Origin of the sequence: Faecalibacterium sp. 9, assembly GCF_048320955.1 — a bacterium.
Lineage (GTDB): Bacteria > Bacillota > Clostridia > Oscillospirales > Ruminococcaceae > Faecalibacterium > Faecalibacterium wellingii.
This window is the reverse complement of sequence record NZ_JBLWGB010000001.1, coordinates 1,603,669-1,630,345: the sequence shown is the minus strand read 5'-3', so window position 1 is coordinate 1,630,345 and position 26,677 is coordinate 1,603,669. Positions and strand designations below refer to the sequence as shown.

At 42.3% G+C, this 26,677-nt stretch carries 30 protein-coding genes; 5 read left to right on the top strand and 25 right to left on the bottom strand.

Going from position 1 to position 26,677, the window contains the following annotated elements:
- Nucleotides 1-7: 7 nt before the first annotated feature.
- The 4 genes from ACKXF9_RS07850 to ACKXF9_RS07835 are packed head-to-tail and all read right to left on the bottom strand — an operon-like array spanning nucleotide 8 to nucleotide 4,152.
- Entirely contained in the window at nucleotides 8-826 is an 819-nt protein-coding gene (locus tag ACKXF9_RS07850; RefSeq protein ID WP_418265791.1) for a hypothetical protein, read from the bottom strand.
- Nucleotides 827-840: 14 nt separating this feature from the next.
- Complete coding sequence (locus tag ACKXF9_RS07845; RefSeq protein WP_418265790.1) at nucleotides 841-2,685, bottom strand: recombinase family protein; 1,845 nt, start codon at nucleotides 2,683-2,685, stop codon at nucleotides 841-843.
- A 2-nt stretch (nucleotides 2,686-2,687) separates the two neighbouring features.
- Nucleotides 2,688-3,179 carry a hypothetical protein gene (locus ACKXF9_RS07840; protein WP_418265789.1) on the bottom strand — a complete coding sequence of 164 codons (492 nt, stop codon included), beginning with the start codon at nucleotides 3,177-3,179 and terminating at the stop codon, nucleotides 2,688-2,690.
- The gene (locus ACKXF9_RS07835; protein WP_418265788.1) at nucleotides 3,163-4,152 is read right to left on the bottom strand and encodes an AAA family ATPase; all 990 of its coding nucleotides are present in this window, start codon (nucleotides 4,150-4,152) and stop codon (nucleotides 3,163-3,165) included. Before ACKXF9_RS07835 ends, ACKXF9_RS07840 begins: the two co-directional genes overlap by 17 nt.
- Before the next feature lie 556 nt (nucleotides 4,153-4,708).
- Here ACKXF9_RS07835 and ACKXF9_RS07830 point away from each other — a divergent pair.
- On the top strand, nucleotides 4,709-5,053 hold the full coding sequence (locus ACKXF9_RS07830) for a helix-turn-helix domain-containing protein (RefSeq protein WP_390574073.1): 345 nt from the start codon (nucleotides 4,709-4,711) through the stop codon (nucleotides 5,051-5,053).
- Between the two features lie 173 nt (nucleotides 5,054-5,226).
- On the opposite strand, the gene ACKXF9_RS07825 is transcribed toward ACKXF9_RS07830, so the two are convergent.
- From ACKXF9_RS07825 to ACKXF9_RS07790, 8 genes are all read right to left on the bottom strand, one after another.
- Nucleotides 5,227-6,894: an AAA family ATPase gene (locus ACKXF9_RS07825; RefSeq protein ID WP_249233195.1), complete on the bottom strand. Its 1,668-nt coding sequence runs from the start codon at nucleotides 6,892-6,894 to the stop codon at nucleotides 5,227-5,229.
- Nucleotides 6,895-7,008: 114 nt separating this feature from the next.
- A complete protein-coding gene (locus tag ACKXF9_RS07820) occupies nucleotides 7,009-7,602 on the bottom strand; it encodes a hypothetical protein (RefSeq protein WP_418265787.1) in 594 nt (197 codons plus the stop codon).
- A 35-nt stretch (nucleotides 7,603-7,637) separates the two neighbouring features.
- Entirely contained in the window at nucleotides 7,638-8,150 is a 513-nt protein-coding gene (locus ACKXF9_RS07815) for a replication initiator protein A (RefSeq protein ID WP_418265786.1), read from the bottom strand.
- Between the two features lie 104 nt (nucleotides 8,151-8,254).
- Nucleotides 8,255-9,976, bottom strand: coding sequence for a relaxase/mobilization nuclease domain-containing protein (locus tag ACKXF9_RS07810; RefSeq protein WP_418265785.1), 1,722 nt, complete (start codon nucleotides 9,974-9,976; stop codon nucleotides 8,255-8,257).
- Nucleotides 9,888-10,283, bottom strand: a complete 396-nt coding sequence (locus ACKXF9_RS07805; protein WP_418265784.1) for a plasmid mobilization protein — start codon at nucleotides 10,281-10,283, stop codon at nucleotides 9,888-9,890. The genes ACKXF9_RS07810 and ACKXF9_RS07805 overlap by 89 nt, the downstream gene beginning before the upstream one ends.
- A gap of 978 nt (nucleotides 10,284-11,261) precedes the next feature.
- Nucleotides 11,262-12,674 (bottom strand): DUF4062 domain-containing protein, encoded by a 1,413-nt coding sequence (locus ACKXF9_RS07800; protein WP_418265783.1) that lies wholly within the window; start codon nucleotides 12,672-12,674, stop codon nucleotides 11,262-11,264.
- A gap of 678 nt (nucleotides 12,675-13,352) precedes the next feature.
- Nucleotides 13,353-13,778: a hypothetical protein gene (locus ACKXF9_RS07795; RefSeq protein ID WP_418265782.1), complete on the bottom strand. Its 426-nt coding sequence runs from the start codon at nucleotides 13,776-13,778 to the stop codon at nucleotides 13,353-13,355.
- Nucleotides 13,778-14,590, bottom strand: a complete 813-nt coding sequence (locus tag ACKXF9_RS07790) for a hypothetical protein (RefSeq protein ID WP_418265781.1) — start codon at nucleotides 14,588-14,590, stop codon at nucleotides 13,778-13,780. The genes ACKXF9_RS07795 and ACKXF9_RS07790 overlap by 1 nt, the downstream gene beginning before the upstream one ends.
- A 366-nt stretch (nucleotides 14,591-14,956) precedes the next feature.
- Here ACKXF9_RS07790 and ACKXF9_RS07785 point away from each other — a divergent pair, with 366 nt between their 5' ends.
- Complete coding sequence (locus ACKXF9_RS07785; RefSeq protein WP_418265780.1) at nucleotides 14,957-15,436, top strand: flavodoxin; 480 nt, start codon at nucleotides 14,957-14,959, stop codon at nucleotides 15,434-15,436.
- A gap of 253 nt (nucleotides 15,437-15,689) precedes the next feature.
- Here ACKXF9_RS07785 and ACKXF9_RS07780 read toward each other — a convergent pair whose 3' ends face one another.
- From ACKXF9_RS07780 to ACKXF9_RS07765, 4 genes are all read right to left on the bottom strand, one after another.
- A complete protein-coding gene (locus tag ACKXF9_RS07780) occupies nucleotides 15,690-16,091 on the bottom strand; it encodes a hypothetical protein (RefSeq protein ID WP_418265779.1) in 402 nt (133 codons plus the stop codon).
- Nucleotides 16,092-16,105: 14 nt separating this feature from the next.
- Nucleotides 16,106-17,305: a toll/interleukin-1 receptor domain-containing protein gene (locus ACKXF9_RS07775; protein WP_418265778.1), complete on the bottom strand. Its 1,200-nt coding sequence runs from the start codon at nucleotides 17,303-17,305 to the stop codon at nucleotides 16,106-16,108.
- A 345-nt stretch (nucleotides 17,306-17,650) separates the two neighbouring features.
- Nucleotides 17,651-17,890, bottom strand: coding sequence for a hypothetical protein (locus tag ACKXF9_RS07770; RefSeq protein ID WP_418265777.1), 240 nt, complete (start codon nucleotides 17,888-17,890; stop codon nucleotides 17,651-17,653).
- Nucleotides 17,891-17,937: 47 nt separating this feature from the next.
- On the bottom strand, nucleotides 17,938-18,159 hold the full coding sequence (locus ACKXF9_RS07765; protein ID WP_418265776.1) for a hypothetical protein: 222 nt from the start codon (nucleotides 18,157-18,159) through the stop codon (nucleotides 17,938-17,940).
- 241 nt (nucleotides 18,160-18,400) lie between these two features.
- Between ACKXF9_RS07765 and ACKXF9_RS07760 the strand changes: the two genes are divergently transcribed.
- Nucleotides 18,401-18,661, top strand: a complete 261-nt coding sequence (locus ACKXF9_RS07760) for a hypothetical protein (protein ID WP_418265775.1) — start codon at nucleotides 18,401-18,403, stop codon at nucleotides 18,659-18,661.
- 92 nt (nucleotides 18,662-18,753) lie between these two features.
- Here the strand turns inward: ACKXF9_RS07760 and ACKXF9_RS07755 are convergent, their stop codons facing one another.
- Nucleotides 18,754-19,683, bottom strand: coding sequence for a PASTA domain-containing protein (locus ACKXF9_RS07755; RefSeq protein WP_418265774.1), 930 nt, complete (start codon nucleotides 19,681-19,683; stop codon nucleotides 18,754-18,756).
- A gap of 218 nt (nucleotides 19,684-19,901) precedes the next feature.
- On the bottom strand, nucleotides 19,902-20,087 hold the full coding sequence (locus ACKXF9_RS07750) for a DUF4316 domain-containing protein (RefSeq protein ID WP_418265773.1): 186 nt from the start codon (nucleotides 20,085-20,087) through the stop codon (nucleotides 19,902-19,904).
- A 4-nt stretch (nucleotides 20,088-20,091) separates the two neighbouring features.
- Here ACKXF9_RS07750 and ACKXF9_RS07745 point away from each other — a divergent pair, with 4 nt between their 5' ends.
- The gene (locus ACKXF9_RS07745) at nucleotides 20,092-20,523 is read left to right on the top strand and encodes an ImmA/IrrE family metallo-endopeptidase (RefSeq protein WP_418265772.1); all 432 of its coding nucleotides are present in this window, start codon (nucleotides 20,092-20,094) and stop codon (nucleotides 20,521-20,523) included.
- Nucleotides 20,524-20,595: 72 nt separating this feature from the next.
- Here ACKXF9_RS07745 and ACKXF9_RS07740 read toward each other — a convergent pair whose 3' ends face one another.
- The 4 genes from ACKXF9_RS07740 to ACKXF9_RS07725 all read right to left on the bottom strand — a co-directional run bounded on the left by ACKXF9_RS07740 (nucleotide 20,596) and on the right by ACKXF9_RS07725 (nucleotide 23,495).
- Nucleotides 20,596-20,925, bottom strand: a complete 330-nt coding sequence (locus ACKXF9_RS07740) for a hypothetical protein (protein ID WP_418265771.1) — start codon at nucleotides 20,923-20,925, stop codon at nucleotides 20,596-20,598.
- A 64-nt stretch (nucleotides 20,926-20,989) separates the two neighbouring features.
- A complete protein-coding gene (locus ACKXF9_RS07735) occupies nucleotides 20,990-21,772 on the bottom strand; it encodes an RES family NAD+ phosphorylase (RefSeq protein ID WP_418265770.1) in 783 nt (260 codons plus the stop codon).
- Nucleotides 21,769-23,109 carry a BCCT family transporter gene (locus tag ACKXF9_RS07730; protein ID WP_418265769.1) on the bottom strand — a complete coding sequence of 447 codons (1,341 nt, stop codon included), beginning with the start codon at nucleotides 23,107-23,109 and terminating at the stop codon, nucleotides 21,769-21,771. Before ACKXF9_RS07730 ends, ACKXF9_RS07735 begins: the two co-directional genes overlap by 4 nt.
- Nucleotides 23,110-23,111: 2 nt before the next feature.
- Complete coding sequence (locus ACKXF9_RS07725; protein ID WP_418265768.1) at nucleotides 23,112-23,495, bottom strand: VOC family protein; 384 nt, start codon at nucleotides 23,493-23,495, stop codon at nucleotides 23,112-23,114.
- 171 nt (nucleotides 23,496-23,666) lie between these two features.
- Here ACKXF9_RS07725 and ACKXF9_RS07720 point away from each other — a divergent pair, with 171 nt between their 5' ends.
- The gene (locus tag ACKXF9_RS07720) at nucleotides 23,667-24,095 is read left to right on the top strand and encodes an ImmA/IrrE family metallo-endopeptidase (RefSeq protein WP_418265767.1); all 429 of its coding nucleotides are present in this window, start codon (nucleotides 23,667-23,669) and stop codon (nucleotides 24,093-24,095) included.
- A 324-nt stretch (nucleotides 24,096-24,419) separates the two neighbouring features.
- On the opposite strand, the gene ACKXF9_RS07715 is transcribed toward ACKXF9_RS07720, so the two are convergent.
- From ACKXF9_RS07715 to ACKXF9_RS07705, 3 genes are all read right to left on the bottom strand, one after another.
- Nucleotides 24,420-24,749, bottom strand: a complete 330-nt coding sequence (locus ACKXF9_RS07715) for a hypothetical protein (RefSeq protein WP_418265766.1) — start codon at nucleotides 24,747-24,749, stop codon at nucleotides 24,420-24,422.
- 66 nt (nucleotides 24,750-24,815) lie between these two features.
- Nucleotides 24,816-26,054 (bottom strand): hypothetical protein, encoded by a 1,239-nt coding sequence (locus ACKXF9_RS07710; RefSeq protein WP_418265765.1) that lies wholly within the window; start codon nucleotides 26,052-26,054, stop codon nucleotides 24,816-24,818.
- Nucleotides 26,055-26,076: 22 nt separating this feature from the next.
- Nucleotides 26,077-26,598: a hypothetical protein gene (locus ACKXF9_RS07705; RefSeq protein ID WP_418265764.1), complete on the bottom strand. Its 522-nt coding sequence runs from the start codon at nucleotides 26,596-26,598 to the stop codon at nucleotides 26,077-26,079.
- Nucleotides 26,599-26,677 lie beyond the last annotated feature (79 nt).

Genomic DNA, 26,677 nt, shown 5'->3' with positions numbered 1-26,677 from the left:
CCAGAACTCATGTCAGCATTCCTTTCTCAACAACCTCACTGCCCGGTCGTTGTACATTTTCAGGCTGTTCCGGCAAATCTGGTAATGGTGTATTTTCTGAGTCTTCACCTTGCGGTATCGGTACTGAAGTAGTGCCTGCTTCCCGTTCAGTCTCATCCAATACTGCAGAGCCCTGATACCCAATAAAATCTTCAAACAGATTCATCTGATGGCCTGCAATGTAATCAGTATAAGATTTCCCGATCCGATCCTTATAGACATCCGGGAAGAATTTTATCTGTTTCTTCTTTGTCTCACCCGTAACAGGGTCTGTGTATTCCTGTGGTTTTGGGGTGAACATGATTGCTTCTTCCAAGTCGAATAACATACAAAGGCCCTGATCTGAGTTCGCCACCCGTCCGAGTATCTTATAGCGGCATTCACGGTTCCAACTCATGATTTTGAAGATATTTTCCACAAATTCCAAAGAGGTAATATCCTTATTCACCCAGTTTTCGTCCTTCTGTCTTGCCCATTCAACAGATGCACTGTCCTCTTCCGGGCACATAATCAACGCAAGCCGCTTCTTATTGGGGTGCAAAATCGGAAGGACATACTTGATTCCTTCAAAAAGCCGAATGCACGCCATATTAAATTTCATAACACCATATTTTATGCTCACTGCAGGTTTATTCAGCATGGAAAACTGGGTGCGCGGCGGAAGTTCATAGCCATCGAACTTTTCGTACTCCAGTTCTCTTTTATGTTCTTTCCGTATCTGTGCGAGTTCACGAATCAAGGAGATTTCCCGAACGCTCAGTTCCTGCGCCCTGTTTTTTTCTTCCATTCTATAAGTTCCCCCTACATCGACATCAAAAGATCATCCAGTTCACGTTGAACTTCATTTTTGCTTGGAATTGCACCAATCATGGGATTTTCTACGACTTGGCCAGATTCCATCACATCACTAACTGTAATGCTCTGAACCCATTTACTCCGATATAGCCGGCATTTCAGATTCATCGAACAATTTTCTTGTTCATACTGATTTTTCCCAGTCAAAATCCGGGACTCATCTAATTCAAAGAGCAGGAATTTTGCGTTTTCCCGTTCCTGGCAGATACCACGGCACTGATAGCGGCAATTCCTTCTCCAGTTCAATGTTTGGAAGACCAGTCCAGAAAATGATCTGGCTGAAAAAGCACTATGAACGTCATTGTCATCTCTCCAGCGCATCGTCGTTGAAAAGCCATGATTGCTCTTTCGCAAAATCACGACCTGCAGAATCGGATGATAGAGCAGTTCCACATACTCGCAGTCGTCCAACCGGCTATGGCAGGCCTTGCTGAAACGGATTCCATTTTTAGAAATCGTCATAACCGGGCTGCTCTGGTTGATAAAGCAAGCACCTGAAACCGTCATATATTCAGATTGAAGTGCCTTTCCCAGTGTTGCCCCAGCCCTCATCTCTGCTATATCGTTCAGTTTCATCACCTCTTCCGGCAGATAGGTGCTCAGGCAAAGGCTGCGGATGCTTTCAACACTGATGCCGCTCCAATTCGGATGGATGCCAACAAAGCCTTTCAATGTTCCCTGCTGGATCACCACAATATCCTGCACACCGCACTTCTTCCTGCTGGATGCCACCAGATGTGCAGCCCGTGCAATTTCCGGCGAAACGATTGCTTCATGGTGTTCCGGAACATAGGCAGAGCAGCGATTCCCATTATTCTTTGTGACCTTGCCCAGCTTGTAGTCCACCACGATGCTCTTCCGGGCTTCCAGATCACCCCAGCGGCGTTCATTTTTCATGATGTTTGCCACCATCATGCCATTCCACTCCTGCTTGCCACGCAGGGTGCTACGCTTCTTCTGCGTCAGCACTGCCGCAATTTGATCGCAGTTATAACCATAGATAAACGCCAGAAAGATAAAACGCACCGTCTTTGCTTCTTCCGGCTCAATTACCAACTGTCCATCTTTGGTATGCCGATACCCCATCAGGTCGGCCACCGGGTACTGGCCTGTCATAATGCGCTGGTCATACGAAAGGATCATGCGGCGGCTCTTATTGCCCGATTCCCAGTCCGCCAGAAGCGCCTGAATGTCAAGGCTGTATTGGCTACTTGGATTCAGCGTGTAGATGTTTTCAGTTTCAAAGTACACGCCAATGGGATGTGCCGGGTGCATGGTTTTCAGTGCTGCGATCTGCGTCATACAATCCGAAAAATTTCGCGCAAACCGCGAAATGCTGGCGCAGATAATCAAATCCATCTTCTGGTCTTTGGCATCTCGCATCATTCGCTTAAACGCATCCCGTTTCCGCAGTGAAGTACCCGATTTTCCTTCGTCACTGTAAATATCTTCCAGACTCCAATTCTCTGTTTCCGCTATTTTTTGAGTATAATAGAGGGTTTGGTTCTCAATAGAGGAAATCTGCTCCTCGCTGGATGTACTGACACGGGCATAAACCGCCACACGTTTCAGGTCGCTGTCGTAAATCGACGGTGTCGGTTTTGCCGGACGAAAGTAGTCTTTTGCCGTTTTCTGGCCCTGTTCTGCCTGCTTATGGATTCTGTCACGAATCTCTGCTTTTCGCCTTTCAGATTCCAGATGCCGGCTCTGCCAATCCGCTCCACTCGGCAGCACTTCAAGGTTTTCTACCGAAATACACTCTACGTCTTTTGGATTATACTGTCCATCCACGTTCATTTTTCTTCAACCTTTGTCATTTCATGTTCCAGTCGGATTCTCCACTCAAGATAATCTTTCCTTCGGATCGATGTATATTTTTCGGCCAATTCTTTCAGGCTCTGCCGTTGGTTATCAACATTGAGAATCGTGTCAATTCTCTGGTCGTCATCATCCGTAACAACGTCCACCCGCATCGGCAAATCAAACAGATATTTCAGCAGAAAACAGAAATCACAGGTATTCGCTGCAAGGTAGGCCCTTGTCTGTGAAAAAATCAGATTGACGGCACCCTTTTTGCAATCTTTGAGCAGATGCACCATTTCCGGGCGTTTATAAATTTCCTTATTCCCTGTGATGTCAATATAGACACCAACCAGCCTTTTATCCGCATCATCCCTAAACTTTTCAGCATAGTAGGAACTGTGATAGGCTACTGCTGAATCCTTAGAGCGTTCCCACAGTTTTGCAAGTTTCACATATCCACCAACCTTATACTTGCGGTCCATTTATAGCACCTTCTTCCAGCTGAACACTCCAATACCATCTCCGCTTCTTCTGGTAGCAGTGGATTCCCATTTCCGTTTTTACCATCCGCGCCACTCGTTTGCTGACACCCTCATTGTCCAGACGGCAATAAATTTCATTTGCGCTCATATCGCCTTTTTCAAGGAAATGCTTGATCCAGTAGGCAGCTTTCTGTTGCTCTGTATCAAATTTAGGTTCGGCGTCCGGCTGTTGTTTTTCAAAAAGCTGTGGCCTGCATTCCAGCCATCGAAAGCCCTTGTCGGCAGAAATGGAAAAGCGGATGTCTTCTGCCGTAGGCGCAAGACTGTTTTTGATTTGATGTACGATTCTTATATCAGGATTCTCGGTATCTCGCTCCACCTGCAGGACGCTTCGTGCTGCTGCCACAACATCAATACTGCCAAGGCTGCGGTACAGCCCTTTGGAGCCTTCTTTTTTGTTGAGGTGTCCAATCAGAACGATAGCGCAGTCGTAACCAGCAGCCCACATTCCAAGGCGGCGCATGAGTTTCCGCGCTCTGCCTGCAATTTGCAAATCCGAATCGCTGCCAAGATAAGCCTGAATCGGATCGATCACGACCAATCGAGGCCGAAATTCAATGATTGCCTGACGGATGCGCTCATCGTCCAATGTAAGGCCGTTATAAACTTCTTCGTTGATGAAAGCAATCTTCCTGCAGTCTGCTCCGCAGCGTTCCAAGCGGGGCTTAATCGTGTCTGAAACACCATCCTCTGAGCACTGATAAATCACTTTTTGCGGCGTACCAATTTTGCATCCGTCCGGGGTCTTACCTCCTGTTGAAAGTTCCGCAATCAGATTCATCATCATGGTAGATTTTCCATCGCCGGGATCACCCTGCAGAAGTGTGATTTTCCCGATTGCAATAAAGGGATACCACAGCCACCGTACATCCGTTGACTGAACTTCGCTATACAGTGTCAGCAGCCGTTCCATTTCGTTTTCCCCACTTTATTTTCGCAGCTTGATTTCATGCTTTTATTATACTCTTATCAGATGATTTTTTCTGTGAAGTGGCACTTCACATGTGCAGCAAATTGTGATGTAACACTTCACAAAATTGCCTCAGAACACACGACCGCTAGGGGTGGCCCCGCCAAATTCTGAGCCACATTTTCATCATTTTCTCTATACAAATGAAAGTACATCCGTTAACTGAACCCCGCTGTACAGCGTCAGTAACTTTTTCACTTCGTTCTCGCTCACATTATCGTGCTGTTCAATTTTATGGTTTTATTATACACCTGTCAGATAATTTTTCTGTGACCCAGCAGGTCACTTGTTCCTTAAAATGTGACCCAGCAGGTCACTTGTTCCTTAAAATGTGACCTACTGGGTCACATTTTGGCCTCAGAAGCCATCTCCGCTAGAGGTGAAAAACGAAAATTCTGACTTCTATGTTGGCTGCTCTTTTCGTTCTTCTTGATTCGTTTTTCCATAGGCCAGATAATAAAAGTACTCTTATGCGGGCATTCGAAAGGAAGATTTACTTATGTCCGTCAATTATGTTGCTTTGGGAAAACGTATTGGTTATTTCAGAATGCAGTGTGGTAATATCACCCAGGAAGCCTTAGCCTCTAAAATCAATCGCAGTCGTGAATTTCTGGCCAAAATTGAAAAAGGCACAGAACACCCCAGCGTTGCCACTCTGGTCGATATTGCCGACGCCCTCTGCATTTCCATTGATGATTTGTTGATAGACAGTCTTCACTATTCCGTTTCAACTTCCAACACCGAATTGCATCGTCTGTTATTGGACTGCAACGAAACTGAGCAGGAAATCATTATCCGCACGGCGAAGGAGTTAAAGGCCACTCTCGTCAGCCTTGGAATTTAACATCCATCCGTATTAAAATCACAAAATAAAAAGGCCCGCATAAGTCGCAGACGCACCCTCGAATCATCTTGGGTGCTGTCTGTGGTTTATGCGAGCCTCTCTTATAATTCTTTTTCTGTATTTTAACTCATTTTAAGTTATAATACAGAATTCAAGTTAAGATTTGTTGTGAATCACTTTTTCTTTACCATGCAGCGCTTTTTAAAGAACGAAATACCGTAGCAAAGAATCTGATCGTAATCATCCTCATACTCCTTTGCATACATCCGATCATCAATTTGCTGCAAGGCTATATCGCATTCACTTTCCAGATTTTCCAAAACCTTCGTGTACTTTGCTTCAAAGATTGCAACGCGGGCATTGATGGAATCGTAAACGACCACATCACTTCGGCCTTCTCCATGCTCCTTATTGGAATCCACCATATATCCGGCACCTGTGAAGATGCCCGCAAGGAAAGCATGATAGAAGTCTTCCCGGTAGTCATGGTAGCTAATGGTGCGCCGGAGCAGAGCATTCATTTCCTTGGTAATGCCCTCGCTATCACCGTTCCAGACTGCATCGAACAAAGCATTTCGATTCCACTTCTTCGTACTGTCATCGAACCATTTGATGACTGTTGTTTCAAAAATCTCTTTGATTTCTGCGTTCGGAATCATAAGGGCAACCATGCCATCCGGCAACTCACCCTTATAATCTTCTTCACGCGCCTTGGTTAAGTACCCTGTCAGGTACAGCGTACTCCAAAGATTGTCTTCTGAGGAATGTAGATAATCATAGGTCAGGTTTTCATCCACACGCTGAACGATGCAGCCACCAGCCATCAGCGTTTCAAGTTTATTTGTGATGGTACTGCCTGCATAGTCAATAAAGGAACGGATGATTGCATTGTCGCTGGTGTTCTTCCAGTAGCTGATAGGCTTAGCTTTCGGATTGCGCTGCAGTTCCAGCAAATAATTCATTACATCCCACGGGCAGTAAACATCAAAGGCTCCGAAATGGTATCCATCATACCATTTCTTGATGCTCTCAGCCTGCGTTGTCAAGTCAGCATCCTTTAGCAACAGGTCAACCTCACTCTGTACAAATCCGAAATACTCGTTCAGACGAGAATTTGTGATAGTATCCGATACAAAATTATTTGTTCCCGTAAAAATGCTTTCTTTCGCAATCTTTAAGCAGCCCGTAACAACTGCAAACTGAAGTGCTTGATTGTCTTTTAGAGCCTGCATCAAGCCTTTCATAACATCGAGCATTTCATTATAATAACCGTTATTATTCGCTTTTGCTACAGGGACATCATACTCGTCTATAAGAAGAATTACAGGCTTTGCATAATAGCTCTGCATCATCGTTGTCAAAAGCATAAGGCTGTTCTTAACTTCTTTTATAGAACCATTGCCATGTGCAAGATGCTCAAACGCTGTTTTTTGGAATTCTGTAACACTTTTACTATCAAGCAAATAAAGATGTTTGTTGTACAAATCCGCTATCACCATTGTGAGCATATCGTATGCCCCAGTAAAATCCAGACCGTCTACCTGTCGGAATGAAACAAAGACTGTCGGATACTGGTTCATCCACTCATCACATAATACCTGATGCTCTGCAATTTCCAGCCCATCAAACAGTTCTTTGCTGTCTTTACGGATGTCAAAGAAGCTTTCTAACATACTCATGCCAAGCGTCTTACCGAAACGCCGTGGTCGAGTGATAAGTGTCACTTCTGCTTTTTCGTCCAAAATTTCCGCAATCAGGCCAGATTTGTCAATATAATAAAACCCACCGTTCCGAATCTTCTCAAAGTCCGAAATACCAACTGGGATGTTCAATTTTTTCATCTCTGCTGCTCCTTTCGCGTAGCCACACACAGACTTTTTATTGCTTCTATGATACCATGAATCTCATGTTCTTACAAGAAAAACTCTGCTTACTGCATTGATTCTGGCTACGACTCATTCGGCATAGTCTGCCAACACATTTTCAAATGTAAAATGAATTTTCACATGTTCATCGTTGAAAACCTCGATGCGGTCAATAAAAGTTTCTACCACATTCTGTGATAAGTACATCACATCGCCTGCTTCTTCTACAGTACTCATGACAGTCTGCAAATGATCGGTGTCCCTCTTCACAGGCTGGAAAGCTTGATTTTTCTCGGTACGCAGCCTTTGAATCTGCTCCATCTTTTCATCTTCCTGCACTCTGTAGGCATCTCTCTGCCGGATGAACTCTTCCTTACTCATATTCCCGTCGGCGTATTGCTCATACAGTGCAACGCGCTGTTTTACAATCTCTGCCTTTTCTGCACTCAGCTTTTCTTCCTGCCGTTCCAGTGCGGAAAAGCAAATCAACGCCTTGCGTTCCCGTTCGTGCAGGATTTCCAGTACGTACTCTGCCTGCTTTATCTGCGCTGTCAGCGCATTTCGGACGATATGTTCCAGCAGTTCCTCGGAGATCGGGATTCGCTTGCAAGGGCTGTCCACCGCTGTGGCCGAAAATCTGCAGTTAAACGAGGGACCAAGCTTCTTGAGTACACGATATTTCATCAGCTTCTGGCAGTAGCCGCAGTAGACCTTGCCTTTCAAGGGATACTGGTGTTTTGTGTAGTTCCCGGCCTGGTGCTTCCCATGCTGCAGCATAATGACCATTTGTGCCTGTTGTTCTTATTTATTTGGTTAGGTGTGCAGTTTTGCGCAACCGTATTGCTCACTTTTGAGCAATCAGGCTGCTCATTTTGGGCCATCTCGATTGCGCATTTCTGCACAGTCTGAGGAACGCCGAGAAATATCTGATTGGGCTTGGAAAAGCCATTGGACCGCCGTTCGATCAGCCGTGCGGCTTCCAGTTCCCGTAGAGCGCGGGTGACACTGGAAATACTGCTTTGCAAATCTGCCGCCAGCCCTGCCAGCGGATAAAGCACATATGCCCGGCCCTGCGCGTCCACCCAGCCGTTCTTCTGGGAAAGGGTCACGCGGTCCAGCAGCAGAACATAGGTCAGCCGCGCTGTATGGGACAGGCTCATCTGCAGCAGAAATTTCGGATAAGGGAAATACGCGGGCAGTGGGGTCTGTGCTTTGATGTACTCTTTACTCAAACTTCCTCCTAGTCGTTTTCAAAAGTTCCTGCCGAATGGGAAAGCCCTGCACGGGCTTACGCATCCGGCAGGGTTCCGGGGTGCGGGGTGGAAGACCCTGCTGCTTACAGGCTCATATCATAGCTGCGCTTCTTGCGTTTCGGTTGACGCTCGCGCTGTTCCTGTCGAGCCTGCTCCTGCCTTGCCTTTTCGCGGACTTTGGCCTCCCACTCGTGTTTCCATGCAAGGTCGGATTTCATCTCATTGGTTTTTCGGAAGATGCTGTATACATTATCCGATGCAATTTCCAGACGTCGGGATTCTTCTTTCAAGGGAGCATATGCCTTTTTCCTCTCCGCGATTTCTTTGGTCAGTTCTTCTTTCCGTTTTTTCAAAGATTTCAACGATGGAAGCTTTCCATCGTTTTCTTCCCGGAAATATTTCACGGATTCTGCATAGGCATCTAATTCCTTGGAATGCTCTGCACGGAATTTTTTCTTAAAAATCGCCTTCGCAAATTGCTGCTGGACCTCTTTTGTAGAAAGGTACTGTCCCGCATAATGAATCTGTTCATTGGTTTTGTACAGTTCATCCTCTGCCTGTGACAGCCGCTCATACGCTGCCTGCGCATTAGCCTGTGCTGTCTTACACAGATCGTTCAGTTCCGTCAGGTCGGTGATGTTGTTTTCCTGCACCCATACCAGCGTTTCAGCCATTTTCTGCAAATTGCTGATTTTGACCTTTAGTGCATAGGCCAGATTTTCCTGTGCCTTGACATTCTCCTGCAGGTCCACAACGAGCCGCAGCCTGGTTCTGGTCGTAAAGATCAGTATGGGTTCTTCCTTGTACCGCAGATTCTTCTCGGCGTTCTGAACAAAGAATCCTTCCAGACATTCTCTTTTGCAACTGTCCCCTAAAGAACGTTCCGATATAAACTTGTTCCGTTCCGGCGGCAGATAGCTGTAACGCCCACGTTGAGCTTTGACGAAAATGTCATATTCATCCTGCAGGATGTTTTGAAAATCTTCATACGAGATTGCTTTCTCACGAGCAGCGGCAACGGCATCCCGGATAAGCTGTTTCTGTGTTTGAAACTTTGTCAGGTTGGGCGTAAATCCTTCCTTTTCGATTTCCTGTTTTTTCTCATCCAGCCGACGCTGTGCCCAATACTCTGCTTCGGTCACACCCGTTCTGGATGGTGACAGTATATCGACCTGATGCAGAAATTCGCGGCGGCACAAATCCATGAGGGATTTCTGCAGGTGTTTCAGGTACTCGTTCGTCACATGGTGCTTGTACCCTGCCTTGCAGTCGATAGGGTGCTCCATAAAGGGCTGCTGGGGCACATCCAGTTTTCGCAAACTGTTGATTACGATATGGACATGAATGTTTCCGCTGCCATTGTGCCCGTCCATGTGCGTACAGACCAATGCCTGATGCCCCGGAAAATTTGCTTTTGCATATTCCAGTCCAAGCTCCTGCGCCCGTTTTCCCGTCAAACAATTTTCTGTACTGTCGCGCGGATCGAAGCTGATAATGTAATGGTGGCTTTTGATTTCACTCTTATTTTTGTTCTTCTGATATTCGCGGTTCAGCTGCTGGCAGGCTGCATCGAAAGAATAGGGTTCACAGTTCAGGCCGTCCAGATAAAACTCATCCCGCATGATACGATTGCCGTTTTTGTCCAATATCGGAGTTTTACGATACTCGTCATGTTTGAAAATCAGATATTCCAGTGCAGCACCATAGTTTGAACTCTTACTTGCGATATGCTTTAAGATTGCCATAGTTCTTTCCTGCCATTTCTGCGACCTGCTCCCGCATTTCAAAAATACAGGAAATCGCATGGTTGATGTTTTCGAGCATTGCACGCGACTGGATACCGCCACTGTTGAAGAACGCCGCGATCTGGTTCAAGTTGTTCCCGATGGTGGCAAACTCCCGTGTGATAGCTTCGATCTCGTCCGGGTGGACATAGAACACATACGAGGTATTCACGCGGCCTTTCATCAGCATCTGCGCTGTAAATTCAGAGAGGGTCATTCCGGCATCTTCTGCCTGCCGGTGTAAAAGTTCATGTGCTGTTTCTGTAACTCGTGCGGAGATTACTTTTGTCTTTACGATAGATTTCACTTTTTTCTTCGTTCGTGGCATGGGGTCTCCTTTCCAAAATCAAGCATTTGATTTTCCCGGCAGTGCGTCTGCACTCCGGCTGTGGCCTGCTGCGGCAGGCCACCAATGGGCAAAATCATGTGATTTTGCACGATGTGAGGGTATGGGGAGCGCAATCCCCATCAAGATGCCGCCGTAGAGAAACCGCCCGTAGGAGCGGTTTCGTATACAAAGGCGAATCTTGCTCTTAACTACCGTCCACTCTGTCCCGGCCCGTTCCTGCCCGATTTTCTCCGGCGTATTTTCCGGTAAGACGTGCAGAATGCACATTCAGTACCAGAGGTATCCTGCTGGGGTGGCTCATGCGATTTTCAAGGTGCGATGTAACTTTGTAAGGAATCGGGGAATTTCATCAGTGATACCGTAGCGAATTGGCTTACTTTTGAAAACACTTCCTATACCCTATACAAACTTTAAGGGGTGTTTTTAAACCGGGTCTTTTGAAAGTTCAAAGAAAATTCATTTTTCCAACGTTCCCCTCTACCTATAACATTCTAAAAGGGGTGTTTGGCAACCAGTTTTCTAAATTTTGTTGAACTACCTAATTTTAGAACATAGATTTTGTTTATTTTCCACTCATAAAACTAGAGGAAATCCGTTTCACAAAAGGTTTGAAAGCCCCTACACTAATAGGAATCCGCAGGGCCGTTTTGGAATACAGTTTTGAAAATTTCACAATTTTGGATAAAAAGAAAAACGGCAAAGTTCAAAATCGAGCCTTACCGTTGTAGCCAAAAACATGTTATAAAATAAAAGTCCCACGATAAGCAGATGTCATATCTACTCATCGTGGGCTTTACTATTATTTGAGTTTTGCGAGGATTCGACCCACACTACTAGTTAAAAGTTTTAGTGAAGATTCTGTTCCGTTTTTTTACTTCTAAGGGTGTCCGACTTTTTGTGCAGACTTAAGAGTATTTTCCCTTTTAAAATGGCCCTTGGCACATTGATACAACACTCTCACACAATTTGAATATCGATATATTGCTCTTCTGGTTCAACATATTCCGAACACATCATAGATATTTTAATTTTAGCATCACCTTTCTTTACCGGAACCATATAAAAATCGTCAAAAGTTTCTGCATCTTTGTGAGGGAGTTGTCTATTTTCTGCGAATATACTGTTTTCATCAATATAGAAACAGTAATCTTTTGTGTCTAGCCTATTGCTAAGAAACGAGGAATTTATCGCATCAAATGAATAGCTTGGCTGCACACATGCAAAATAATTGGCCAAATCCACCATGGGATTCATCTTTCTTTCATATTCTTTTTCTGCCGCATCAATCGGGTTTGGGGGAAGTTTCGGTGCTGGTGGTTCAACTAATTTTTTCACATCATCAATATTCATCAAATGAACACACTCCGGAAATGTTGCACTAACTCTAACGTCCGTTGCCTTGGCCGTACCATCATTTTCTATTTTCAAATAAAGTGCAACCCCGCCCTTTTTTAGTTTCTCATGCACCCTCATTTGTTTAATATATTCATCTATCGCTTTGGCATCAGGTAGTGACTCGTTATACTTTTGTATATCTTCTTTCCTAACATACGGCCTCAAATGGGCATCCACATAACCTATTTCCAGTGGCTCGTATTTATTTCTATAATTTTCCGCATTGCCAGTAATTTCCCGCATCTTTATATGATTCTCACTTATTTCTTGCACCAGGCCTCCGTGCAAATAACACTCCTCCTTCTTGCTCTCTTCTGCTGAGTCTACTTCTGCTATTACAAAAGAAACTTTCAAATGTGGCTTTCTTACGACAATCTGTGACTTGAGTTTTTCGTTTTCTTCTTCTAACTCACGGATTTTCTTGTTCAATTTTAATAATTCTGCGTAGCTTGCCTCAATATCAAAACTGTCGCCTCGAATCCATCCGGTTCGTTCTTTCCTATCCATCTGTTGATGCAACGATGCTATTACTTTTCTCGCCAACTCATCTTCATTCTCCCACCACTGCACCGTATGACCGTGACTTGCGATTACTTTGAATTTTTCCAACTTTTCCCGTTGACTATCCGATTCTATGAAGTCTCGTTGCAACGGAACACTATCAGCCATAATAAAGACTAGAATCGGAATCTTCTTTTCAGTCGCATACCTGAATTCTTTTTCTGTATAACTGATTCCTGCATCTGAGCCTTCTTCAATCTCAGATCCGTATCTCTGCCCTAAAATCAATACATAATAGTCCGAACTATCAATAGTTTCCTTAATTATCTCCCATTGCTCTTCATCGGCAGCATTAAACATTTCCATTCCCACAGGAAAGTGCATCATAGACAGAATGGCATCACGAACCTTTGCACGAGCTTTCACTAAGTCCTTATACGTGGATGAAATAAATATTTGGTACTTCTTTTTCATCAAAATTCACCCCGACCAGATTTTTCAGATAGACATATTGCTACTTGCAATCTCAGTATATCACAAATTGCCAAACGAATCACCTGAATTCGCACTTTTCCTACACCACTCTATTTATTCTCATTCACAATCTGCGAAAAAACAGACTCCCTATATCTCGCATTTTAGTTTTCTGAACCATTTACCAGCAAAGATATGAACAGCCTCCTGTATGAAATGCACAAATTCTATTTTAATTACAGTAAACAAAGCAAGTAATATAAATTTGTAAATTCCCATATTTACTAAATCGTTAATGAGATTGCTCAGAGTACTAAAACCCACAACATCAAACCGATTGCGCATAGCTACAGCCTAGACGTCAATGAAACGCATCGCAGATGGTCTAATCTTCATAAAAGATTATCCACGATAAACAGATAACATACCTGTTCATCGTGGACGTTGCTATTATTTCAGCTTTTTGAGGATTTCATTGGCACTCACTCCTACGGTAAGTGACTTTTCGGATCGGCTTTTAAAAAATCAATATTAGCTGATGATGGATCAGCCGAGAGTACTTTTTGCGGACCGCTTTTCTTTAATTTGCAATGCAAAGTCAATCGTAGGCTTGAGACAACTCTTGCTTTCTTTGGTTTCAGGCATGGTAGATGATTTCTTTTATAATAATACTTGGTATTAAAACACCTTTAATACAACAACCAAAATAATGAGTGCCACAGCAATTATCGGATAAAAGCATAACTCTGTTATTGAGAACAAACAACTGCAGAAGCAGAGCCGCTTCATTTCTTCCGTTGTTCCAGTTGCCGTACTTGTGTCTAAACAAAAATCAATCTGAGCTTCATCTTTTGCTATAACATTCTTATATAATTGTTTATATTTTCGTTCTTGCTGCAAATAGAACGAATCCAAAATCCAAAAACCTATAATTGGAATAAATGCCAGCAGAATAAATCTTTTGTCAGATCCTTGTGTTGAAATAGCACCAACAATCGCAATTAAGGTCATTGACCAGCCTTTTAATTGAAACGAGTTCTTTGCCATCCGCTCAATGATAGCCTCTATCATTTCAATATGCTTAATTTTCTTTTCTGGAATCATTATTTTCCCTCACAAAGCCCTTTTGTAAAATAGAGCTGATCCAAGACTCCCAAGCCTGAATATTTTCCATCCTCTGTTGCATTGATAATATCTTTCATAGATATTATCATTAAATGCTTGATATCTGCATCATACTCCACTGAAAGCCCATCGTGTCTTACCGATTCACTTAATGCGAAATTCATACTCTTTCTGATTGGATATGTTTTTCTAAGAAATTTTGACATCAACAACTCACTATAAATCCATCCAGAATTAGTTGTACCATTCGAAATATCTTTTGCCTTCAACGCATTTGGTGTATCGAGAACGATTAAGCATTCTGTGCTATCCATCATTTTCAGTAAGGCACCATTTAACATCATGTGAACATGGGCTGTAGACTGATTTCTTCTTTGGTAATCATATGTATCAACAGAACCATCCGGTTTTGTCTTTGATACGCAGTATTTATTGTCAATCTGTTTTAGTAGATCATCTGCGTATCCCCAAACACAGGAATCAATAAAAGCAGTCAAACCAATATCATTCAATAGCCCTGCAAACGCGATTACATCCTTTTCGTCTTTGTGTGAATGAGATAAAAACACGTCTGCTTTAAAAGATGGGAACCAATCTTTTTCAATCTCTGATGCCTTCAGTTCTCCATCAACTGAAAGATACCTATCCAAGGACTCTTTAACTTTTTGCTTATGAGCACTGTATACCTTTAAGCCTTTTTTATAATACTGCTCCCGAATCTCCCCGGCCGACTCTGGCAAATCCATCTTAAAAGTCGCAAACATATTGTAAACGCCTTCTTTCCATTTCACTTGCTCAAATTCAAATATGGATTCATCATTTTTTCACTTCTCAACTGATCGCAGATTGTTGTCTACCGCTCACCACGAAGACGTATATACTTATCCGAACCACGCAAGCACTTTCGTACCTATATGAAAATGCTACCTTATTTTCCACATTAAGAAGTTACTGTCATCTATAGTTTCAGTATATCACAACTCGCCAAACATGTCATCCCCGAAATTTCACATCACTCAACCATCATATCTTTAATTTCTTTATCTCGACCATGCTTAATTATGTAAATAATAAACATCGCTACCATTGCAATTTCCATAATCAAATGCCGTGCTATACTTACCTTATACAAAATTATCCAGAGGGAGTGCATTGCTATGAGCAAAAGACTTGTCGCCTACTTTTCTGCCAGCGGTGTCACCGCAAAAGTTGCCGAAAATCTGGCGGATGCCATCGGTGCAGACATTTTTGAGATTCAGCAGGAAGTTCCATACACCAAGGCCAATCTGAATTGGATGGAAAAGAAGGCTCGCAGTACCATCGAAATGAGCGACCCAGCCTCTCGCCCTGCTATCGCTGCCAAACGTGATAACATGGACGAGTATGGCATCATCTTTGTCGGCTTCCCTATCTGGTGGTATGTTGCTCCAACCATCATCAATACATTTTTAAAGAGCTACAACTTAAAAGGTAAGACCATCATCCCCTTTGCCACCTCCGGCGGAAGCGGCATGGGTAAGATCAATGAAAACCTTGCGCCAAGTTGCCCTGGGGCAAAACTGCTGCATGGTAAGGTATTCAGCTCGTATTCCAGCAAGGCCGACTTATCTGCATGGGTAGAAACGCTGAGCCTGTAACTTTCACATTCCTGCGGAATGAAACACCCTCATAGCCGAGAAGATTTACGAATCCTCTCAACTATGAAGGCGTTGTTTTTTATTCGTGCAGTTCCAAGGGCAGGCCATCCATGTCAACGAGATATTTCATCTTCATATACTTTTCGGCAGGATGCCACTTTTTGAGTACTCAATGGCTTGATTGAATTCTTCTAACCTCTGGCCCAGATTCCAGAAATTTTCTAAGAGCTCCCCTGATTTCTAATACCAGACCTCAAACAATATGAATTAAGACAAGTAAGACAGCTGAAATCGAAAGATACAGCGGAGTAATCGAGATGCTTTTCATCATAAGGCATGGAATTGCCGATACTTTTTCGTTGAATTCGCTTGTATCCATAGAAAAGTCAACCAAATTGTCATCACTTATCTTTGAAACCTTATCGTATAATTCCCTGAAAAGTTTTTCTTGCTTCAAATAATACGCATCCAGAAACCAAAACACAACGTTTAGAACCAACGCACAGGCATATATCTTCCAATCACTCTCTTCAAACGATAATGCCACAATAGCTGCAATGACAGTAACATTCCAACCTTTTAAGTAAAAAGAATTCGATGCCATCCTTGATATTGCAGATTGTATATAATCCATATGTTTGTATTTATTATTCATAATTCAAAACTCCTTTACACATTTATACTTTTGCCTTCAATTAGAGCCAATGCCTTATAATCAGAATCTAAAAACCATGTGTCGTCCATTTTGTCGAGATGGAAATTCTTTTTATCTATAGCTTCTTTAGAAACACAATAAATCGGCTTTCCCAATTCTGTAAAATAATTCAATTCATATTTACACCAACTAGAATGGAGTGAGTTTTCCGATACGACAAAAATCATTGCCTTAGATTGCTCCATCCGTTTTTCAAGCACTCTTAACGTAGCTTCGCAGAGCAAATGTCGTTTCAAATAATCAACATCATTAATCCAATCACAAAATATATTCTTTCCGTCTTGGTTCTCAGCCTGTATTAATTTCTGGACATGGGTGCTATCCTTGCTGCTATGGGATATAAAATAGTCGTATTCTTTAATTTGCTGTTCCCTTGAATTTTCTATTCTATACTCAAGTTCATTAGGATTCTGGGGGATTTCATATGTTTCAAACGAGTACACTTCCTTAAGAAACTTTTTTCTCTTTTTATTTTTAGTGTGTATCTGCATATATTTTTGTCGTCTTGCTCTTGGTTGATAATTAAAACTCTGCAAATGATAAAACGCTTCCCAACGAAGCTGTTGATTTAACTCGGTATCATTCAATTTGAAAAAGAATTGGATTATCCTATCACTATAGTACTTTTTCAGTTCCAAGAGTATATATCTTCTATCTTTTTGACTTGTATTTTTTCTTTCATATAAACCGATTAATTGATCTATAAACGAAGGGGTCACTTGCTGAGTCTTAGACAATGCTTTTTCAATCTTTTGGGTTACTTTTTCAATTTTGGGTTTTCTTTTTAGCCAAAGATTTTCTCTGGCCAAAGCCCGACCTTCTTCTGTATAGTTATCACAATGTAAGTGCTGATATTCCTTTGACAAAATTTTCTTGCATTGGGAGGCATCCATTAAAAGCACTTCTGGTGCTTTCATATTGTATCTATTTTTTCCGAATTCTTTTTTAATATAACGATCCTTGTTTTGATAATACACATACTTAATTTCAACAGAATGCCACTCATGCGGATAAAATTTTTTTAATAATTCTATAATATCATCAATTGAATATTCTTTAGGCAAAAGGGGCTCTATCATTTTCAATTCACAATTAAACATCAATAAAATATCACTGATTTCATGATTGAAAATGTGTTTCGTAACTCCCGGCATTATCATTTTCCTCCCTTTTATATGAATCAAATCGCAGCAAAAAAGACATCACAACAACATACGAACCTTGAATCTCATAGAATATAGCGATTCAAGAAAATTAGAGTTCTGTGTTACAACTCTATTTAGATAGATTCCTGCTTCCATTATACTATTTTTTCTCACCTTACTGGTATAAAGATTCAGCAACATCTTGCCGATAGAAAGCTCTCGCTTTTTCATAGTCGGAAACGATGATTGCAACGCGATGTATCACCGCTAAGTTCATTTTTGTATTCCTCCACACTTTATATGTACCATGCCTGCCGAAGCATTACTGCCGCCAGTTCCAGAAGTACTACTACGCTACCGACCACCTGTGGTATCATAAAAATCACAAATCCACCGATCAGCATTTGAAGTGCTTCCATTCCCTGCGAATGCTGCAGGAGGTACGAAAGCACCGCCGTCGCCAATAACACACTGCCCAGCAGATAGAAAAGCCATGCAGAGCAGTGATGCAGGAATACCACAAACCACTTTGCCAGTCATACAGCAAGGATCAGCGGCAGGGTTATCATCACCAGTATCAATTTTAACAGCCATCGAATCGCTTTCATAATGTCCTCTTTCTGGCTGGTATGTTGCCCATATTATAACACATTCTTTGATGTTACAACATGGGCAACGCAGCCTTTTTTGAAATTCAGCTCGTATGCAATGCTTTTACAGTATCTTGTATTTTGCAGGCTTTCTTTGCAGGAGATATACCGCAGGATCAGTTCTTTCTGGTTTTCAATGCTGTTGCTCTTATCTTTGCCATCTTTGCCCAGATCACCATCAGCCCTTGAAACACGCTGATACGCTGCAATCATGTTTCTGCACTCTCCTTTCCAAGTTCTGTAAACACATCCTGAAATCCAAAAACAATCCGAATCCGCTTGTCCGCACTCACTTCGATTCTCTGCACAAGGGTTTTCACCAACTGAATTTTGTAATTGATCTTCTGCCGCCTGCCCTGCACCATCGTTCCAGTGTAGATTTCATTTTTTAGAATACAAAGCGTTTTTGCAGGCCGGCAACAAGAAGATGTACCGCTCCGCACATCAGGATGAAATGGCCAGATATGAAGAAGCTGTTCAATTCTTGAAACGCAATTCCACTGATGGCACAATTCCCACGATGAAAGATTTACGAGCAGAAAAGGAAAAGCTGATTTTTACGCGAACCGCACAATATGAAAGCTATACCTATTTCAAAGATTACTACCACGAATTGCAAACCGCTTGCAGGAATGTTGATATGATCCTTGAAATGGAGCATACACAGCAGTACCGCCGTACCCAACCCAAGCGCAGTCACGAACCATCACTCTAAAAATGACATAAAAAAGAGCTAGCCACAAGACTTTTCCAAAGTCCTATGGCTGGCTCTCTTACTATTATGCCATAATTTATTGAAAATGTTTTTCAATCTTGCCTCATTAAAATATCATATGTACCAGAAGCATTGATACTAATTTTCTCTCTCCACGAATTTCCATTAGAACCCGCATAAATCAAGTATACTCCTGCAGGAACAACAAGCAATACCGAATCGTCCTGTACATGAAACTCAAATCCATTTTCTTCATTTCCAGCACTGTACTCATAGATTATTGTTTGCATGTCAGAAACATTCATATCGTCAAACTTTAATTGTACGAAGCACATTCCGCTTGGCATATAAGGCAGATGTGTCACATTCCTTGTGGGATTTCGATCTTTATTCAAGTCAATTTCTTCAATGCTTGTCATTCCATTAGACCAATAAATAAATCGTCCCGATTTTTCTATTGTCATAGAATTTTCGCTTATATTTATCATCTGATGAAAATAATCTTCTACTGTCAATCGGGAAGTTTCGATTTCATTGGCCGCATTTATCAGTTTAATTTCTGTTCCACGTTCAACATTCGTGTTCGGCTGTAAGGTTTGTTCACTAACGAATGTATTTTCATCACATGTTTTATCTATAACGTATAATCCCGAAATTGTGAGCACTTGCTCTGCTTCATAAGCGTTCATACCAACAACATTCGGAACTATAACTGTATCATCTGTCAAATTTGACGACCTCGTAACATCTTCAGTTTCCCCAGCATTATTAAAAATATAGTTCGCAGCAAAAACCCCAATCAATCCTACCGCAACAATTGCTGCTATTTTCTTCGCAGCTTTTTCTCCATCATCTTTTTCCTTCTGTCCCGAATCTGCCCTCTGGTGTACGAAATTTTTCCGTGCAGAATGTTTCCGCACAGAATATAATATATAACAAAAGCCCATTAGAATCAGAATTAGCAGTTCTACTGCATTCTTAATCGTCCCCATCTTATCTAGCATATAGTTCAAGAATTCCATAATTACCTTCCCTACTCACTGCATTACTAACTCTCGTCCCATCTATTATAATGCCACCTTTAGCTGATAAAATCAATCAACTTTCCCCAAAAATGGTGCACAATCTTTGTGCTGAACCATTGAACCATTTTTGTTTACACACATAACAAACAAAAAGTCAGGGCTGCCTAATGGCAGCCCTGACTTTTTGCAACTTAACCTTTCCGGCTTCGCTCCTGCTACTGTTGCTTGGTCTGCTCCTTTTGTTTCCGCTCTGCCTGTTTGATATGCAGCCGATCCAGCACCGACCATCTGCCACCAATGCGCCGTGGCTTTTTCGGCACGTTGTTTACGCAGCCATCTATCATGTCGTAATTCTGCTCTGTACCGGATTCCCGCGCACGTTCATATGTTCCGTTCGTCAAGCATATGTTGGGTTTACTTTCGCTCTATTTTGATAAGCCATTGATCCTTATCAATCGCCAGCTGGACAAACAGACAAAGCAGATGGTGTGCGGCTATGCGCTGGGGCATTATCTGGAGCATCAGCTGCTGATGGACTTGCATACCCTGAACAAGTTTCTGACCATTAAGGACAAGCACATCCTTCTTTACGAGCATAACGCTTTCACATCCCACCTGATGCTGGACAGTGATGAAGTCTATCAGATGGCAAAACGTGGGTTGGACGCGGCGCAAATTTCCGCAGCGAAACGGATTCACCTCAATCTGGTGCTTGTGAAGCTGCTGGAACTGCATCATTTGGGATACGATCTACGGCACTATCACGCCCAGCACCATGCGTTTATCAAACAGTTCAATCTTCCGGCACATTTTCAGTTTGATGTGGCCGCCGGATGAACTTATGTTCTTATAACCCTAAAACCCGTAATGAACGATGCGTTATGCACTGTCCATCACGGGTTTTTCGTGTTATTTCAGTTTTGCGAGGATTTCATCGGCACTCATGCCTTCGGCAAGCAGCTTTTTCAGAACGGATTCCGCTTCTGTCTTTTTCGCTTCTTCTGCAGCTTTGGCATCTGCCTTCGCCTTTTTCCCCTCCAGCTTGACAATATCCCTGTCAATGGCTTTCAGTGATACTTTCTTCTCTTTCAGGTCAGCTTTCAAAGAATCAATATTGGCAGCGATAGATGCGATCTCGGCAGAGAGTGCTTCCTTTGCGGACTGCTTTTCTGCAATCTGTGTTGCAAAATCGGCAGTCACCATCTTTGGCTTATTCTTGCTACCTTTTGTTCTGGGCATAATAAAAACCTCCAGAAAATTATAGTAATATTAGTATAGCACCTCTTATTCAAATTCTCAAGAATCAATTATTATCCGGTGTCAATTGAAGCTGAAAATTCAATCGAAGTTCACTCACCGGATCTTCCATTTCGCAAGTATAGTCATTTCTTGTCACATCATAAACCACGGAACCCACAGCCTCGCATTTATCAAAGTTAAAAATCACGACATTAACACTGTTTTCATCGTTATAAAGAGAACTTTTAAATACAATTCCGTCATAGCCAATTCTCTTTACAAATTCTGCAATATACTGTGTGGGAATATAATCCAATGTATCATCATCTTCTGTCACTGGCTTTGAATAAAGTTGTGACAAAGCATAGAATAAATTTATCTTTACCGACTTCATTCCCTTCGGGTAATTTTGCAAAGAAAAGTCCAGCAACCGCAACCTTTCATTAACGCGAATCCGTGCAACACTTACCCTTGCACCTAATCGAGGACGCACCTCAACAACAGATAAGTATGGCCTTGTTGCACAGTAGAGATATGGAATATAACGATAATTAGCACGCATATCCTTCGTGCATTCTGACGGTGCAACAAAACTCCCGTCTTTTCCAAATCCAAAGAACGGATATTCTCCGTTTAATTTGTCTTTTGAGTGAACAATCCTACTCCGATAAAGATATTGTTGTGAATCGAAAAGAAGTTCAGGATTTGTTTCCATTTCCTGCAGCATCTTTAATACGTTATTATCTACCGGATTTCGATTTTTATATTGTATCTCTTTAATAAACTCTGACAGCTTTCTTGAAATCTGTTCACTCGATTGCTTTTTTGAGTATGCATTGCCTCTCATTCTTTATCTTCCAGACTTTCCATATATTTTTTTGCATCTTTCATAAAACTCACTGCAATCATCACGATTACCGCACCAATCGGGAAAGCCGCAACAATACTCACCGACTGAAGGTTGTTCATGGAACTTTCTGCAAACAGCAAAGCAATCGGAAGCAAAATCAGCAGAATACACCACATCAACTGAATCCCCTTATTCGGCTGCTCGCCATCCTCCAGTGTGTGATAGCTATAGCAGGATGCCGTCAAAGCAATCGAATCAAAAGAGGTCGCATAGAAGGCAATCATCGTCAACAACACAACTACCATGATAACAGGTGCACCCGGCATCGTTTTGATGATAGACACAATCATGCCATACAGATCTCCGCTTTCCAGATACTGTGCAATAAAGTCAGCCTTTCCAGTAACCTGCATTCCCATAGAATAGTTACCAAGTACGATAAAACTCGTCAACGTAGAACCAACACCAAATACATAGCCACCAAGGATTGTCTGACGTACTGTTCTGCCACGAGAAATGCTGCCGATAAAGAACGGGGCAGCTACGCACCAAACCATCCAGTAAGCCCAATAGTAGATTGTCCAGTTCTGCGGGAAGTTCGATGTACGGAGCGGGTCAGTGAACGTAGACAGATCAACAAAGTTCTGGATCATTCGTCCAAGGGAAGAAAAACCGGTTTCAATAATATACCGTGTTTCTCCACCAAACAGCAGAACAAACGCAATCAGGCCAAAGAACATATAAATACAAATGTTTGCCAACTTGCTGATTCCCTTAAATCCATACAGCAAGGAATATATATATACAGCGCAGGTAATCAGAAGAATAATAATGTTGATTACAGTACGACTAACGGCAACATGGAACAGTTCACTGATAATGGTTGCCATAAGCGGTGTTGCTACACTAAAAGTGGTAGCAGTACCAGCAAGGAGGGCAAACACAGCTAACAGATCAATAATGCGACCTGCCCAGCCATCAGTATGCTTTCCAAGAATCGGACGGCAAGCCTCTGAATACTTCTGACGGTTTCTTTTTCTCACATGGAGCATGGAGGTTATGTAGTCTTGTGTTTCACGGTATTCTTCAAAAGTATCCTGAACTTTCTCCGCCACTTCCGATTCATACACCCCAGCCGTGATGAGCAGCTTCCGTACCTTTATTGGATTTAATCCCAGTTCTTCACCGATGGCCTGCAAGGACACCTCAGAATTATAAAGCGCCACAGCAGCATCCATCTGCTCTTTCAGATTCTTCCCGGCATCATACTCCGGCTTCAGCTTCTTCCGGCCTCCACCGGACTTTCTGGCTTTATATGCTCTTTTCTCTCCCATAATTATTCGTGCAGCTCCAGCGGCAGTCCGTCCGGGTCATGGAAGAAAGTCATCTTCTTGCCGGTATAATCATCCACACGGATCAGCTCACATTCAATGCCAACTTCTGCCAGTTCTCTGACTGTCTGCTCCACGCTATCCACGCAGAACGCAAGATGACGCAGCCCACAGGCTTCCGGTCGGTTCAAACGCTTCGGAGGATTTTCCTCAGCGAAAATCTCAAGCTCTGTGTGTTCATTGATACGCAGATCCAGCTTCCAGTCCTTGCGCTCCGGGCGGTAGTTTTCTCTGATGATAGAGAAGCCCAACTTGTTCACATAAAAATCCTTAGCTGCTTCGTAATCAGATACAATGATTGCAATGTGGTGTATTTTAGATAAGTTCATATTTTCTCCGCCCCGTTTCTTTTAATTTTGTTCTTCTTTTATTTTCGTTATAAACTATACGACGTCCTTCAAAGAATACCGTGTGAACTCCTAAATACCGGCACCCGCAACATCAAACGGATTGCGCGAAGCTGCAGCCTGGACATCCTTGAAACACCTCGCTTCAAAGATGTGCTGGGTTTTCTTTCACTCCACTTTGATAAGCCATTGATTCTTATCAACAGTCATCTTGATTCGCAGACAAAGCAACTGGTCTGCGGGTACGCTCTGGGGCATTATCTGGAGCATCAGATTCTTATGGACTTGCACACGCTGAATAAGTCTCTGGCGATTACAGATAAGGAAATCTGTCTTTATGAGCCAAACGCTTTTGCATCCCACCTGATGCTGGACAGCGAGGAAGTCTATCAGATGACGAAACGCAAGATGGATGCTGCTCAGATTGCCGATGCCAAACGCATTCATATCAATCTGGTGTTGGTAAAGCTTCTTGAATTGCATCATCTGGGGTATGATTTTCGGCACTACCACGCCCAGCACCATGCATTTATCAAGCAGCTCAACCTGCCGGAATATTATCGATTTGATGCTGCCGGATGAATCCGTATTCTTGTAGTCAAAACCACCGGCTAAGCCGGTGGCTTGAGTAAGCCCTGGAAGGGCATCCTACTGGCCAAGCCCCTCAAGGGGCCTCGAGCAAGCGTCTTTCATCTGCATTACCTGCCCCCTACCGCTCTAACGAGCTATGTTGCAAAGTGCATCTTCTAAGATGACAATTTCTTTGTCATCTCGCTTTGCTCGAATCTTATAGCTAAAGCATTTTCTACTCCACCAGCGGAGCTGGTGGTTGTCGCTCGCTCAAGCTACTCAATCCTAAAACCCGTAATGAACAAGCCACAACGAGCGTTCATTACGGGTTTTCTGTTATTTCAGTTTAGCGAGGATTTCATCGGCACTCATGCCCTCGGCAAGCAACTTCTTCAGAACGGATTCCGCTTCTGCTTTCTTTGCTTCTTCTGCAGCCTTAGCATCTGCCTTTTCCTTCTTTGCTTCCAGAGATGCCACTTCTTTTTCGACCTTCTTCAAAGCAGCCTTTTTTGCTTTCAGATCAGCCTTTAAATTGTCAATATTTGCGGTGATGGATGCGATCTCAGCAGAGAGGGCTTCCTTTGCGGACTGCTTTTCTGCAAGCTGCGTTGCAAAATCAGCGGTCACAGTTTTGGGCTTGTTCTTGCTACCTTTAGTTCTAGGCATAGGTAATAACCTCTTTCCTTTTTAATGGTATAAGTATAGCGCTGTGGATTAGCTAAACTCAACCTATCATGAGAAATCTGCTGAACAGTTAATGCAGAAGCCTGTTCCTCCATCATTTTCAAAACAAATCCCTTTCCCGCAGGCAGGGCAAGTTGTATAAACCTGTTTCCACGCATCTTCCTGACCTGCATTAGAATAAGGTATTTCATTCGAAAAATCTATAATAGTCATCGATTTTTCATTCGTACGCCGTGGAAGCAATGGATACCAATTGTCCAAAACATCTCCTTTTTCTATTATATTCCCCCACCACAAAACAAGTGGACATGTATTAGGCACGTTTAAATCTGTTGCACAAAAAGCACCAAATCCAGCCGACGGGTATAGGTTATATCCCAATGGATACATGCCCTTTTCCGTTCGGCACTTTTGAACAATCTCTATTCCTTTTTTCAGAAAAGCACGTTCAACTATATCTCTGTTTTTCATTGAGGAAAATATGCCTGGAAAATACTCCAACCGATTCGTTCGATAAAAATATGGTATAGTTCTTTCTTTTCCGAAGGTTCTCTCTAAACTGGTTTTATAGTCTTTAATTATCGGCACATCATTCAAATTTTTATTAGGCCACAAGCAGTCTTGTCTTGGATCCCATACCGATTCACCGTTAACGCTTTTTATCGTTTTATTGTTATGAATTTCATTCATAACGTGAATTTTGATATTAATGTTTTTCTCTTTAGCTTTTGATTTCACCTTTTCCTCACCATAGGATTGTCCACTTTCGCAAGAAATCAAATACCATATATCGATTTTGGTACACTCTGAGGCCTGTTCAATGCAACGTGTCAAATCTTTTATCAATCGACTTCCCGTGAAAAGTCCATCATCGATATAAATATAGTATTTATTATCTACACTTACCTGTGGCTGTACATTAATATCGCAGTTGTATTTTTTCTTTACGAGATTCTGAAGCATCTGAACAAGATCAGTTTGGCTCTTCCCTTTTTCCTGCATATCCAAGAATACAGTGTCCTTAAAGATTGCATGAACACTTTCATAGTTTTCGTCTTGTACGACACTTCGAACTACATTATCCAGAAATTCTTCAATTTTAGTTTTATTAAAATACCATCTCTGGAATACTTGTAATGTCTCTTCTAAGATTATTTTCTGATCATCCACATCAAACTGTGACACCCACTTATGCACATGCTCACAATTTAATTCAATTTCTACTTTTCCTTGCCGGAAATCTTTTATGATTTCTGATATGGATTGTTCTAGTTTTTGTACTCCCATATAAACCTCTAATACAATGATTTCACTGTTTGAGATACTCCGCATCCCCTAAGGCCTTCAGCTGTTTTAGCGTAGGGCCGTACACATAGTCTATTTTTTGAATGTTGTTTCCAATCCATGTATATATTGAAACTTTAGCACAATCAGCTCGTACATAATACAGGTTCAACCCATATTGATACTTCCGATCCACTAATGCATCCTTTACTCTCACAGAATCAGCATTATATGTATCCGATTTCTTTTTCACCTCGCAGTAAAAGATATTTTCTCTTTTCTTTCTTACATGGAGCAAAATATCAGGTGCAATCCACCCCTCCTCATTTCTAGGATGAGGTCTCTTTACGCCGTTTCCTTCTCTATTATACTCTAAGTCAATACAGGCAGTCTTTTCATAATGAGGATCAAATTCATGCTGTAGATACATTGCCAATCTACCTGCGATAGCTCTCTCTTGAACATCCGTTTCAAACAATGCCACATCTTTTTCATAAAGCCAATTGAACGCTTTAGTCCAAAGAGCAATCAGTTCATTATAGTCCATAGCTTCCCTCATCCATAAGAGGTTATCCTCTACATCTTAGCCACAGTATCTTATACTATGTTGCCTGCTGCTCACCACG